The organism is Luteimonas salinisoli (genome assembly GCF_013425525.1).
In the GTDB taxonomy this organism is placed as follows: domain Bacteria; phylum Pseudomonadota; class Gammaproteobacteria; order Xanthomonadales; family Xanthomonadaceae; genus Luteimonas; species Luteimonas salinisoli.
This window is the reverse complement of record NZ_JACCKA010000078.1, coordinates 22958-34718: the sequence shown is the minus strand read 5'-3', so window position 1 is coordinate 34718 and position 11761 is coordinate 22958. Positions and strand designations below refer to the sequence as shown.

General features: G+C 72.0%; 12 protein-coding genes. 6 read left to right on the top strand and 6 right to left on the bottom strand.

Annotated features, from left to right (window positions below; genetic code table 11):
* Window positions 1-324: 324 nt before the first annotated feature.
* Window positions 325-1728 (bottom strand): mannose-1-phosphate guanylyltransferase/mannose-6-phosphate isomerase, encoded by a 1404-nt coding sequence (locus H0E84_RS13950; protein ID WP_180679260.1) that lies wholly within the window; start codon window positions 1726-1728, stop codon window positions 325-327.
* Between the two features lie 187 nt (window positions 1729-1915).
* Between H0E84_RS13950 and murU the strand changes: the two genes are divergently transcribed.
* The gene (murU, locus tag H0E84_RS13945; RefSeq protein ID WP_180679259.1) at window positions 1916-2626 is read left to right on the top strand and encodes an N-acetylmuramate alpha-1-phosphate uridylyltransferase MurU; all 711 of its coding nucleotides are present in this window, start codon (window positions 1916-1918) and stop codon (window positions 2624-2626) included.
* 20 nt (window positions 2627-2646) lie between these two features.
* On the opposite strand, the gene hda is transcribed toward murU, so the two are convergent.
* Genes hda through H0E84_RS13930 form a run of 3 tightly spaced genes read right to left on the bottom strand, consistent with a single transcriptional unit; the run spans window position 2647 to window position 5638 of the window.
* Window positions 2647-3387 (bottom strand): DnaA regulatory inactivator Hda, encoded by a 741-nt coding sequence (gene hda / locus H0E84_RS13940; protein ID WP_345776323.1) that lies wholly within the window; start codon window positions 3385-3387, stop codon window positions 2647-2649.
* Window positions 3384-4544, bottom strand: a complete 1161-nt coding sequence (locus H0E84_RS13935; protein WP_180679284.1) for an AI-2E family transporter — start codon at window positions 4542-4544, stop codon at window positions 3384-3386. The genes hda and H0E84_RS13935 overlap by 4 nt, the downstream gene beginning before the upstream one ends.
* 5 nt (window positions 4545-4549) lie before the next feature.
* Window positions 4550-5638, bottom strand: coding sequence for a DUF2066 domain-containing protein (locus tag H0E84_RS13930; protein WP_180679258.1), 1089 nt, complete (start codon window positions 5636-5638; stop codon window positions 4550-4552).
* An 88-nt stretch (window positions 5639-5726) separates the two neighbouring features.
* Between H0E84_RS13930 and purM the strand changes: the two genes are divergently transcribed.
* Genes purM through H0E84_RS13910 form a run of 4 tightly spaced genes read left to right on the top strand, consistent with a single transcriptional unit; the run spans window position 5727 to window position 9004 of the window.
* Complete coding sequence (gene purM / locus H0E84_RS13925; RefSeq protein ID WP_425600493.1) at window positions 5727-6842, top strand: phosphoribosylformylglycinamidine cyclo-ligase; 1116 nt, start codon at window positions 5727-5729, stop codon at window positions 6840-6842.
* A gap of 8 nt (window positions 6843-6850) precedes the next feature.
* Window positions 6851-7540 (top strand): phosphoribosylglycinamide formyltransferase, encoded by a 690-nt coding sequence (gene purN / locus H0E84_RS13920; protein WP_180679256.1) that lies wholly within the window; start codon window positions 6851-6853, stop codon window positions 7538-7540.
* A 10-nt stretch (window positions 7541-7550) separates the two neighbouring features.
* A complete protein-coding gene (locus H0E84_RS13915) occupies window positions 7551-8279 on the top strand; it encodes a DUF3108 domain-containing protein (RefSeq protein ID WP_180679255.1) in 729 nt (242 codons plus the stop codon).
* Window positions 8276-9004 carry a DUF3108 domain-containing protein gene (locus H0E84_RS13910; protein WP_257644229.1) on the top strand — a complete coding sequence of 243 codons (729 nt, stop codon included), beginning with the start codon at window positions 8276-8278 and terminating at the stop codon, window positions 9002-9004. Before H0E84_RS13915 ends, H0E84_RS13910 begins: the two co-directional genes overlap by 4 nt.
* Window positions 9005-9067: 63 nt before the next feature.
* Here the strand turns inward: H0E84_RS13910 and murA are convergent, their stop codons facing one another.
* Window positions 9068-10327 carry a UDP-N-acetylglucosamine 1-carboxyvinyltransferase gene (gene murA / locus H0E84_RS13905; protein WP_180679282.1) on the bottom strand — a complete coding sequence of 420 codons (1260 nt, stop codon included), beginning with the start codon at window positions 10325-10327 and terminating at the stop codon, window positions 9068-9070.
* A 55-nt stretch (window positions 10328-10382) separates the two neighbouring features.
* The gene (locus H0E84_RS13900) at window positions 10383-10613 is read right to left on the bottom strand and encodes a BolA family protein (RefSeq protein ID WP_180679254.1); all 231 of its coding nucleotides are present in this window, start codon (window positions 10611-10613) and stop codon (window positions 10383-10385) included.
* A gap of 126 nt (window positions 10614-10739) precedes the next feature.
* On the opposite strand from H0E84_RS13900, the gene H0E84_RS13895 reads away from it, so the two are divergent.
* Window positions 10740-11738, top strand: a complete 999-nt coding sequence (locus H0E84_RS13895) for a KpsF/GutQ family sugar-phosphate isomerase (RefSeq protein ID WP_180679253.1) — start codon at window positions 10740-10742, stop codon at window positions 11736-11738.
* The last annotated feature ends 23 nt before the right edge of the window (window positions 11739-11761 follow it).

Genomic DNA, 11761 nt, shown 5'->3' with positions numbered 1-11761 from the left:
AGCCTCCATGGACGGATTCACGGCGTGTCCCGCACCGGGGCGCCGCACCGGCCCGCCCGCGGGCCGCCCAAGCGCCCCGATCGGGCACACGGACCGCGTCCATCGCAAGCGGGTCCCGCGACTACCGTCGCTCCCGCAAGGGGCCATCCGAGCACCCGCACCGTATCCGGGGCCGGTGCGGTGCTCCGGTGCGGGACCGTCGACGCCATGGACGGCGTCGACGAGCCTCCATGGTCGGATTCACGGCGTGTCCCGCACCGGGGCGCCGCACCGGCCCGCCCGCGAAGCTCCACCGGACCGCCCCGCGAGTCCACGAAACCGGCCTTACGAACGCCCGTACACGTCGTCGTAGCGGACGATGTCGTCCTCGCCCAGGTAATCGCCGGACTGCACCTCGATCAGCTCCAGCACCTCCGTCCCCGGATTCTCCAGCCGGTGCTTCGCGCCCAGCGGGATGTAGGTCGACTGGTTCGCATGCAGCTCGAACACGTCGTTGTCGCGCGTCACCCGCGCCGTGCCGCGCACCACGATCCAGTGCTCGGCGCGATGCCGGTGCGACTGCAGCGACAGCCTGCCGCCCGGTTTCACCTTGATGCGCTTGACCTGGAACCCGACGTCGGCATCGATCGAATCGTAGCTGCCCCAGGGGCGATGCACCTCGCGGTGCAGCACCGCGTGGCTGCGCTCGTCGGACTTCAGCCGCGCCACCACCTCCTTCACCTGCTGCACCCGATCCTTGCGCGCCACAAGCACCGCGTCGTCGGTCTCCACCACCACCAGGTCGTCGACCCCCACCAGGGCCACCAGCCGCCGCGCGTAGGCGTAGCTGTTGCGTGTATCGACCGAGATCACGTCGCCGTGGTGGGCATTGCCGTCGCCATCCTGCTCGCTGACCTGCCACAACGCCGACCAGGAGCCGACGTCGTTCCAGCCGATGTCGACCGGCAGCACCATGGCCCGGTCGGTCTTTTCCATCACCGCGTAGTCGATCGAATCCGCCGGCGAGGCCGCGAACGCCTCGCGCTCCAGGCGGATGAAATCGCCGTCGCGGGCGGCGCCATCGAACGCGCGCCGCACCGCCTGCACCATGTCCGGATCGAAGCGCTCCAGCTCCTCCAGGTAGCGCGAGGCGCGAAACAGGAACATGCCGCTGTTCCAGTAGTAGTCGCCGCCCGCCACATAGCCCTGCGCCGTGGCCGCATCGGGTTTCTCGACGAAACGGCGCACCGCACGCACACCCTCGCCCGCCGCTGCCTGGATATAGCCGAAGCCGGTCTCCGGCGCAGCGGCGACGATGCCGAAAGTGATTAGCGCCCCCCCCTCGGCCGCGGGGATGGCCTCGCGCACCGCGCCCCGGAACGCGCCGACGTCGCGCACCACATGGTCGGAGGGCAGCACCAGCAGCAGCGGATCCTTCCCCGCGGCCATCGCCTGCAACGCAGCGGCGGCGATCGCAGGAGCGGTGTTGCGTCCGGTCGGCTCCAGCAGGATTTCCGCCCCCTCCACGCCCACCTGGCGCAGCTGCTCCGCGGCCAGGAACCGGTGCTCCTCGTTGGCGACCACCAGCGGTGGCATGCCCGACAGCTCCCGCACCCGCAGCCAGGTGTCCTGCAGCATCGTCGCCTCGCCGGCCAGCGGCAGGAACTGCTTGGGGTAGGCCTCGCGCGACAGTGGCCACAACCGCGTTCCCGCACCGCCGGAGAGCAGCACTACCTGGAGTTCGCTCATCGTCTTCTCGCCTGCGACAGGCCGGGGAGTTTACCCTGTGGTCCGCAAGAGGCCGGCGCCACCGGAGGGACCGCATGCAGAACGCCAACCAATCGGTTCAGCCGGCGGCCATCCCGCTTCGCGACGCGCCCGAGGCGCCCGCACCGGCCCGCGGCCGCGTGCGCATTCTCGCGCGACGTCCGCGCCCATGAAGGCGCTCATCCTCGCGGCCGGGCTCGGCGAGCGCATGCGGCCGCTGACCGAACACACGCCCAAGGCGCTGCTCGCGGCCGGCGGCAAGCCGCTGATCGTCTGGCATCTCGAACGCCTCGCCGCCCGCGGCGTGCGCGACGTGGTGATCAACACCTCCTGGCTCGCCAGACAGTTCCCCAAGGCGCTGGGCGACGGCACCCCGTGGAACCTGCGCATCCGCTATTCGCACGAAGGCGACACCCCGCTCGAAACCGGCGGCGGCCTGTGGCACGCGCTGCCGCTGCTCGGCAACGAGCCCTTCATCGCCCTCAACGGCGACGTCTGGACCGATTTCGATCTCGCCCGGCTGCCGGCGCAGCCGGCCGGCGACGCGCACCTGGTGCTGGTCGACAACCCCCCGCACCACCCGCAGGGCGACTTCCGCCTGGCCGTGGATGGCGACGTCTACGATGACGGATCGCAACGGCTGACCTTCGCCGGCATCGGCGTGTATCGCGCCTCGCTGTTCGACGACTGGCGCCGAATCATCGGCTCGGCCCCGGGCGCCGAGGCCGAGCCTCCGCGCTTCAGGCTGGCGCCGCTGCTGCGCGCGGCCATGGCCGAAGGCCAGGTCACGGGGGAACACCACCGAGGACGCTGGACCGACGTCGGCACCCCGCAGCGGCTGGCCGAGCTGGACCGAAGCCTGGCGCAACCCCAGGGCTGACGCCGGCGGCCGCGGCCGCATCACCCGCCCCGGCCCGGGCCGCGCCCGTCCACGTCCAGGACTTCGCGCAGGAACGGTACCGTCAGGCGCCGCTGCGCCGCCAGCGAGGCGCGGTCGAGACGGTCGAGCAGCCCGGTCAGTGTCGCCAGGTCGCGTCCGACCCGCCTGAGCAGCCAGTCCAGCGCGGCCTCGTCGAGGCCGAGCCCGCGCCGCTGCGCGCGCAGCCGCAGCACCGCGCGGCGGCCGGCCTCATCGAGCGGCGCCAGGGCGATGCGCACGCACTGCGACAGGCGCGAGCGCAGGTCGGGCAACACCAGCGGCAGGTCCGCCGGCAGCCCGCGCGCGGCGTACAGCACCGCCTTGCCGGCGGCGCGGGCGCGGTTGTGGAAGTCGAACAGCGCCACCTCGTCGTCTCGGCCGCCGGCAACGGCTTCCAGCCCGTCGAGCGCGATCAGGTCGTACTCGTGCAGCGACTGCAGGGCGTCGGCAAGCCGGCCCCTGGCGCTGGCCAGCGGCAGGTACGCAGCGCGGTGCCCGTGCGCCTCCGCCTCGGCGCAGGTCGCGAGCGACAGATGCGTCTTTCCGGTCGCCGCGGCGCCGGACAGATGGCACCAGTCCGCGCCCGGCACCGTCGCCAGCGCGCGCAATTGCGGCAGCACGTCCGGCGCCGCGCCGACGAAGGCCTCGAAGCGCTGGTCCGGCGGGCAGCGCAGCGCCAGCGGCAACTGGCCGCCGCCGGTGGCTTGCCGGTCGCCACTCACGCCGGCGGCGGCTCCCGGCGCGCTGCATCGGTCTGGACCACCTGCTCGCCGATCACCAGCCCGGCGGGCGCGCCGGCGTACAGCCGGCTCTGCCGGTAGCGCTCCTGGGCGAAGCTGATCATCACGTTGGCGATCGCCGCCACCGGCAGCGCCAGCAGCATCCCCAGGAAGCCGAACAGCTGGCCGCCCGCCATCACCGCGAAGATCACCGCCACCGGATGCAGGCCGATGCGGTCGCCCACCAGCCGCGGCGTGAGCACGTAGCTCTCCAGCAGCTGGCCGGCCGTGAACACCACGCCGCCGAGGATCAGCAGCTGCCAGTCGATGCCCTGCTCCTGCACCACCGCAGCCAGCAGCATCAGCACCGCACCGACGGCGGCGCCCAGATACGGCACGAAACTGATCAGCCCGGCGATCAGGCCGACCAGGATCCCGAGCCGCAGGCCGATCGCCTGCAGGCCGATGGCATAGAACGCGCCCTGCGCCAGCATCACCATGAACTGGCCGCGCAGGAATCCGCCGAGCACGTCGTTGGACTCGCGCGCCAGCCGTGTCACCGTGGCCAGGTGGTCGCGCGGCACCAGCGCGGCCACGCGCTCCACCAGTTTGTCCCAGTCGCGCAGGAAGTAGAACGTCAGGATCGGCAGCAGCACCAGGTTGACGATCCAGGCGATGAACGCGAAGCCCGAGCGCTGCACGTAGCCGAAGAACGTGGCGGCGACGCCGCCGGCCTGTTGCCAGTGTTCGCGGACCAGGTCGATCAGCTGCTGCGGGTCGAGCCAGCTCGCGATCGAGATCCCGGTCCGCCCCTCCACCCAGGGGAGCGCCGTCTGCAGGAACCACTCGCGATAGGTGGGCAGGCTGTCGATCAGGGTGACGATCTGCGATTCCACCATGGGCACCAGGATCAACAGCGCCAGCACCAGCAGCAGCACCATCACCACGAACACCAGGGTCACCGCCACCGTGCGCGAGCGGCCGCGCTGCTCCAGGCGGTCGACCAGCGGGTCGCCGAGCCAGCCCAGCAGCGCCGCCAGCACGAACGGCGTCAGGATCGGCCCCAGCGCCCACAGCAGCCAGAACACCACCGCCAGCACCAATCCCCACTGCAGCCGCTTGAGGAACAGCGCGATCTCCGCGTTGGCGCGCTCGGTCACGGCACTCACCGCAGCAGCCGGAAGATCGGGGTCCCGGTATCGAGCGGCGTCTCGACCTCGATCAGCACTTCGCTGCCGGCCAGACGGCGGAAGCCCGACAGGCCGGTCAGCAGCTCGAGCTCGAGTTCCAGCCCCTCGGCGGTCGCCCGCAGCGGGGTGATGCCGCGCACCACCGACAGGCCCTGCAGGTGGCCGGACAGGCGGATGAAGTCGTCGCTGCTGTCGATGCCGACGAAGAGGATGCGGTAGCGGCCCGAGGGCCCGGTCTCGGCGGCGCGTGCGTAGCGCTTGACCAGGGCGTCGGCAGCGCCGTCGGCGCCTGCGGCCATCGCGGTCCGCGCACTGGCGTCCTCGCTCGACCATTGCGAGAGCACCCGGCCGTTGTCGACGAAGGTCCAGTCGGCCTTCCAGCCGCCCTGGCGACGATAGAGCTTGCCGACCAGTTGCATCGGCGGGTTGTAGCGCGCCGACAGCTGCGCCACCGCGGCGCTGTCGCCGCGCCAGATCGCGCCGACCGCGGCCTGCTCGGCGGCGCTGCCGCGCGGCAGGCCGAGCTGGTAGCCGCGCTGCCGGGCGCGGTCGAGGATCGGACGCACCACGTTGTTCTGGTTGAGGTTGACCAGGCGGGCGCCGTTGCCGTCGTCGATCGCCAGCCACAGCACCGGCTTCGGCCGCGGCTCCGGCCAGACCGGCAGGCCGAGCGCGGCCGCCACCGCCTCCACCGCCGCCTCGTCGAATCGCACCACCAGGGTGGTCTGGAAGCTCGGCGCCCCGCTGGCGGCCACGCCCTCGTCCTGGCGGTAGTCGTAGTGTTCGACATAGCTCTCGGCGCGGCGCAGCTCCTGCGCCACTCCGGGGCGGCTGGCTGCGGCGCGATCTCCCGAGATCTTGCCGAGTACCTGCGCCAGCGCGCGCGCGAACCCGGTCCTGCGCTCGGCCTCCTGCTGTCCCTTGACCGGCACTTCGGCCTCGTACATGCCCTGGCCCCGCGCGGTGTCGCCCTCCACGCGCTGGGCAGCGGCCTGCCCGGCGAGCGCCAGCCAGGCCAGCAGCAGCCAGCCGGTCAACCACGCTACCCGTTTCGCTTGCGGCATTCCTCGTCCTTCGTGGGGCGACAACGGCGGAATGGTGCCACAAAGACGGCAACCGTTTCGGTCCTCGCCCCGGCAACCGGCGCCGTCGGTGGGTCCGCGAGGGGCCGGCTGCCGGTCGCCCCCTGCTAGAATCCGTGCTCGTTCCCGACCGTCCGCGCCCGTGACCACACCCGCCCCGCTGACCTACCGCGACGCCGGCGTCGACATCGATGCCGGCAACGCCTTCGTCGAGAGGATCAAGCCGCTGGTCCGACGCACGCTGCGCCCCGGGGTGATGGGCGGGCTGGGAGGGTTCGGTGCGCTGTTCGACCTTTCCGGGCGCTATCGCGAGCCGGTGCTGGTGTCGGGTACCGACGGCGTCGGCACCAAACTCAAGCTGGCGCAGCAGTTCGGCCGCCACGACGGCATCGGCATCGACCTGGTGGCGATGTGCGTCAACGACATCCTGGTGCAGGGCGCCGAGCCGCTGTTCTTCCTCGACTACTTCGCCACCGGCAGGCTCGACGTCGACACCGCCGCCACCGTCGTCGGCGGGATCGCCCGCGGCTGCGAACTCGCCGGCTGCGCGCTGATCGGCGGCGAGACCGCCGAAATGCCCGACATGTACGCTCCCGGCGAGTACGACCTTGCCGGCTTCTGCGTCGGCGCGGTGGAGAAGTCGGCACTGCTCGATGGCACCCGGGTCCGCGCGGACGACGTCCTGCTCGGCATCGCCTCCAGCGGTCCGCATTCCAACGGCTATTCGCTGGTGCGGCGGATCTTCGATCGCGCCGGCCGTCCCGCCGATCTCGAGCTCGGAGGCACGCGCCTGATCGAGGCGCTGATGGCGCCGACCGCGATCTACGTCAAGCCGATGCTGGCGCTGCTGGCCGGCGAGGCCGGCGACGCGGTCCACGCCATGGCGCACATCACCGGCGGCGGCCTGAGCGAGAACGTCATCCGGGTGATCCCCGACGGCCTGGGCCTGGAGATCGACGCGTCGGCCTGGCCGCAGCCGCCGGTCTTCGACTGGCTGCAGCGCGAGGGCGCGGTGGCGCGCGAGGAGATGTGGCGCACCTTCAACTGCGGCATCGGCTTCGTGCTGGCGGTGGCCCGGGACCGCGTGACCGCGGTGGAAGCGGCGCTGGACGCGCAACCGCTGACGCACTGGCGGATCGGCACGGTGGTGGCCGGCGACGGCGGCGAACGCGTCCGCATCGGCTGAGACCGCACTTGGCCGCCCCCCGTGCCCCGGACCCGGCGGCCCGGCCGTATCGCATCGCCGTGCTCGCCTCGGGACGCGGCAGCAACCTGCAGGCGTTGATCGACGCCGCCGCTTCGCAGGCGCTGCCCGCGACCCTGGTGGGCGTGTTCTCCGACCGCGCCGATGCCCTCGCCCTGGAACGCGCGCGGGGGGCCGGGATCCCCGCGCTGGCCCTCGACCCCGGCGCGTTCCCGTCGCGCGCGGCCTTCGACCTGGAGCTGTTCGCGCAGATCGACGCCGCCGCGCCGGACCTGGTGGTCTGCGCCGGCTACATGCGCCTGCTGGGCGCCGCGCCGGTGGAGGCGCGCGCCGGGCGGCTGGTCAACATCCACCCCTCGCTGCTGCCCGCATTCAAGGGCCTGCGCACGCACCGTCGCGCGCTCGAGGCCGGCGCGCGCGAGCACGGCGCCAGCATCCACTTCGTGACCGCCGACCTCGATGGCGGCCCGGTGGTCTCCCAGGCGCGCGTGCCGGTGCTCGCGGGCGACGATGCAGCGACGCTCGGGACGCGGGTGCTGGCACGCGAGCATCCGCTGCTGGTGGAAACGGTGCGCCTGCTCGCGGCCGGGCGGGTCGTCCTGCATGAACGCCGGATTCATCTCGACGGCCGCGCCCTGGCGGCACCGCTTCAGCTGGCATCCAACAACCGCTTTGCATGATGGCGCCCCGATGAAGACCTTCGCGCTCCCGCTCTGCCTCGTCGCGCTGCTGTGCGCCTGGACGCCCCAGGCGCGCGCGGCGGCCCTGGAGCCGTTCGTCGCCACCTACGACGCCTGGTACGAGGGCCGCCATGCCGGCGACGCCACCATGCGGGTCGACCATCTCGACGGCTCGCGCTGGGAAGTGGACCTGGATATCCGCGGCCGCCGCGGCCTGGTGGGACTGGCGCGGCTCAACATGGGTCAGAGCACGGTCTTCGACGTCTCCGCCGATGGCGAACGCTACCGCCCGCTCACCCAGCGCACTGTGCGCAAGGCCCTGTTCTTCGGCCGCCAGATCGACGGCGTCTACGACTGGGACGCCGGCGCCGCGCAGTGGAGCGGCGACGTCAGCAAGCGCCGTCGCGATCCCGTGCCGCTGCGCGAGGGCGACCTGAGCGCGCTGCTGATCAACCTGGCGATCATCCGCGACGCCGAACCCGGCCAGACCCTGAACTACCGTTTCGTCGACAACGGCCGCACCCGCGAACACGTCTATCGTGTCGCCGACGAGGCCGAGATCATCGAAGTCGGCGACCTGAGCTACAGCGCGCTGCGCGTTTCACGGGTCGACGATGGCGACGATGAGACGCTGGTCTGGGTGGCGAACGGCGTCCCCACCCCGATCCGCATCCTGCAGCGCGACGCGGACGGCGACGGCGTCGACCTGCGCCTGATCGAATACCAAGGAGTCGAATGAACATGGGCAAGCACCGCTCCAACCCGTCCCTGGCGATGGCCCGGAGGCTGATGTTCGCGACGGCCCTCTGCCTGGCCAGCACCGCCGGCTGGGCGGTGGAACCGTTCTCCGCCCAGTACCGCGCCAACTACATGGGCATGCAGGGCAACGGCAGGATGACCCTGCAGCCGGCCGGCGCGGGCCGCTGGCGCTACAGCCTGGACGTGACGGGCATGGGCGCCCGGCTGTCCCAGAGCACCACCTTCGAGGAGCACGGCGGCCGCTGGCGCCCGGTCAGCAGCAGCGACTCCCAGGCCGGCGAATCCGGACTGGCGGCGATGCTGGTGAAGAAGCGCAGCGTCGAGGCCACCTACGACTGGAACAAGGGCGAGGCGCGCTGGAGCGGCGACGTCGACGAGGACGAGGCCGGACCGGTCGTGCTGCGTGCCGGCGACATGGACGGCATGCTGATGAACCTGGCGCTGGTTCGCGACGTGGCCGCCGGCGAGCCGCTGGAGTATCGCCTGGTCGAGGACGGGCGCGCCAAGCCGCAGAAGTTCAGGGTCGACGGCACCGAATCGATCGACGTCGCCGGCGAATCGAAGCAGGCCACGCGCGTGGTCCGCGAGGACGGCAGCCGCAAGATCACCGCCTGGATCGTCGACGGCATGCCGGTACCGGCGCGCATCCTGCAGCAGCGCCGGGGCCGCGACCACATCGACCTGCAACTGCAGTCGATCCAGTAGAGCGGAGCTCGCTCCGCTGCTCCCCCGCCCAGGGGAAGGAAGCTCGTAGAACCCCAGCGATGCTCAGTCGACGCGGCGGATGTCGGCGCCCAGCGCCGACAGCTTGCGTTCGAGGCCGTCGTAACCGCGGTCGAGATGATAGATACGGTCGATCGTGGTCTCCCCCTCGGCGACCAGCCCGGCCAGCACCAGCGACGCCGAGGCGCGCAGGTCGGTGGCCATCACCGGGGCGCCGCTCAGGCGCTCGACGCCGCTGACCGTTGCACGCCCGCCGTCGACGGCGATGTCGGCGCCGAGCCGCAGCAGCTCGTTGACGTGCATGAAGCGGTTCTCGAAGATCGTCTCGTCGATCGTCGCGCGGCCCTCGGCGATGCAGTTCATCGCCATCAGCTGCGCCTGCATGTCGGTCGGAAAGCCGGGATGGGGCGCCGTGGTCACGTCCACCGCGCGCGGACGTCGGCCGCGCATGTCGGCGCGGATGCGGTCGCCGTCGACCTCGATCGAGACTCCGGCTTCCCGCAGCTTCTCCAGCACCGCGGCGAGGGTCTCGGCACGCGCGCCGGTGGCGGTCACGCAGCCGCCGGTCATCGCCGCGGCCACCAGGAAGGTCCCGGTCTCGATGCGATCGGGGAGCACGCGATGCGCGCCGCCCTGAAGGCGCTCCACGCCGCGCACCACGACCCGCGGCGTGCCGGCACCCTCGATGTCGGCGCCCAGCGCCGCCAGGCACTCCGCCAGGTCGACGATCTCGGGCTCGCAGGCGGCGTTGTCGATGACCGTGGTGCCGCTGGCCAGGGTGGCCGCGGCCAGGGCGTTCTCGGTGGCGCCCACGCTCACCGTCTCGAAGGCGATACGCGCGCCGCGCAGCCGGCCGGCCCGTGCCTTGATGTAGCCGTGCTCGACCTCGACCTCGGCGCCGAGCGCGCGCATCGCGGCGATGTGCAGGTCGACGGGGCGCGAACCGATCGCGCAGCCGCCCGGCAGCGAGACCTCGGCGGCGCCGTGCCTGGCCAGCAGCGGGCCCAGCACCAGCACCGAGGCGCGCATGGTGCGCACCAGTTCGTAGGGAGCGACATGGTGGCGTACGCTGCGCGGGTCGATGGCGAAGCGGCCGGCCTCGGCATCGTGGCGCACGCCGGCGCCGAGCTCGGCCAGCAGCCGCGCCGTGGTGAGCACGTCGCGCAGGTTGGGGACGTTGCCGATCTCCACGGGCCCGTCGGCCAGCAGGCTGGCGAACAGGATCGGCAGCACCGCGTTCTTGGCGCCGGACACCGCGACCTCGCCCTCCAGCGCGCGCCCACCCGCAACGACGATCTTCTGCATGGTCATGGAGCCGATGCGCCGACGGCCCGGGCACTCGCGCCCGGACGGCAGTGCCTCAGCCCTGCTCCTCCGGGGTCAAGGTTCGTAGCGCCAGGGCATGGATCTCGCCGCCCATCAGTTCGCCCAGGGTGGCGTACACCATCCGGTGACGGGCCAGCGGCAGTCTGCCGGCGAAGGCGTCCGACACCACCAGGGCCTCGAAGTGGACCCCGTCCTCGCCCTGCACCTCGACCCGCGCGCCCGGCAGGCCCTGCTCGATCAGCTGGCGAATCGTCTGCGCATCCAAACCCGTGGGACTCCTGCTTAAGCCCGCCTGAGCCCGCGGACCGGCATTTTCCGGGAACGCGGGCCGCGCGGGCGCGAAAGGCATAAAATGAACCGCTTAGCCTAACGGAAAGGCCCACGCTTAGAAATGGCCGAAGCCCCCAAGCCCCCCGACCCCGGCGCCGATTTCGCCGCCAGCGGCCGCCGCGTGATCGAGATCGAGACCCGCGCCCTGCAGGCCCTCGGCGGGCGCATCGACGGCGCCTTCAGCGCCGCTTGCCGCCTGATCCTGGCCTGCAAGGGGCGGGTGGTCTGCACCGGCATGGGCAAGTCCGGGCACATCGCCCGCAAGATCGCCGCCACCTTCGCCTCCACCGGCACCCCGGCCTTCTACGTGCACCCTGGAGAGGCGGGCCACGGCGACCTGGGCATGATCACCGATGCCGACGCGGTGCTGGCGCTCTCGTACTCCGGCGAATCCGACGAGATCCTGATGCTGCTGCCGGTGCTCAGGCGCCAGGGCAACCCGCTGATCGCCATGACGGGACGCGTGCAGTCCACTCTGGCGCGCGAGGCCGACGTGCATCTGGACGTCAGCGTGCCCGAGGAGGCCTGCCCGCTTCACCTGGCGCCCACCGCAAGCACCACCACCACCCTCGCCGCCGGCGACGCGCTGGCGGTCGCGCTGCTCGAGGCGCGCGGATTCACCGCGGACGATTTCGCCCGCTCGCATCCCGCCGGAGCGCTCGGCCGCCGCCTGCTGCTGCATATCGCCGACGTCATGCACACCGGCGAGGCGACCCCGCGGGTGGCCGAGGACGCCAGCCTCGGCGACGTGCTGCTGGAAATGAGCCGCAAGCGCCTGGGCATGACCGCCGTGGTCGACGGCGAAGGCCGCCTGGCGGGCCTCTTCACCGACGGCGACCTGCGTCGCATGCTCGCCGACGAACGTATCGACGTACGCGCCACCCGCATCGTCGACATCATGACGCGCAACCCGATCACCATCGGTAGCGACGCGCTGGCGGTGGAGGCTGCGCGGCTGATGGAGACCCACAAGATCAACGGCCTGCTGGTGGTCGACGGCGAGCGCCGCGTGGTCGGCGCGCTCAACATTCACGACCTGTTGCGCGCCCGCGTCGTCTGATGGCAGGACCCTCGCCCGAAGCG

What these genes read in the sequence shown, in the direction of transcription:
- H0E84_RS13895 (WP_180679253.1), top strand. Translation starts at nt 10,740, where the DNA reads ATGGCCGAAGCCCCCAAGCCCCCCGACCCCGGCGCCGATTTCGCCGCC.
- murU (WP_180679259.1), top strand. Translation starts at nt 1,916, where the DNA reads ATGAAGGCGCTCATCCTCGCGGCCGGGCTCGGCGAGCGCATGCGGCCG.
- H0E84_RS13950 (WP_180679260.1), bottom strand. Translation starts at nt 1,728, where the DNA reads ATGAGCGAACTCCAGGTAGTGCTGCTCTCCGGCGGTGCGGGAACGCGG.
- H0E84_RS13910 (WP_257644229.1), top strand. Translation starts at nt 8,276, where the DNA reads ATGAACATGGGCAAGCACCGCTCCAACCCGTCCCTGGCGATGGCCCGG.
- H0E84_RS13930 (WP_180679258.1), bottom strand. Translation starts at nt 5,638, where the DNA reads ATGCCGCAAGCGAAACGGGTAGCGTGGTTGACCGGCTGGCTGCTGCTG.
- H0E84_RS13915 (WP_180679255.1), top strand. Translation starts at nt 7,551, where the DNA reads ATGAAGACCTTCGCGCTCCCGCTCTGCCTCGTCGCGCTGCTGTGCGCC.
- murA (WP_180679282.1), bottom strand. Translation starts at nt 10,327, where the DNA reads ATGCAGAAGATCGTCGTTGCGGGTGGGCGCGCGCTGGAGGGCGAGGTC.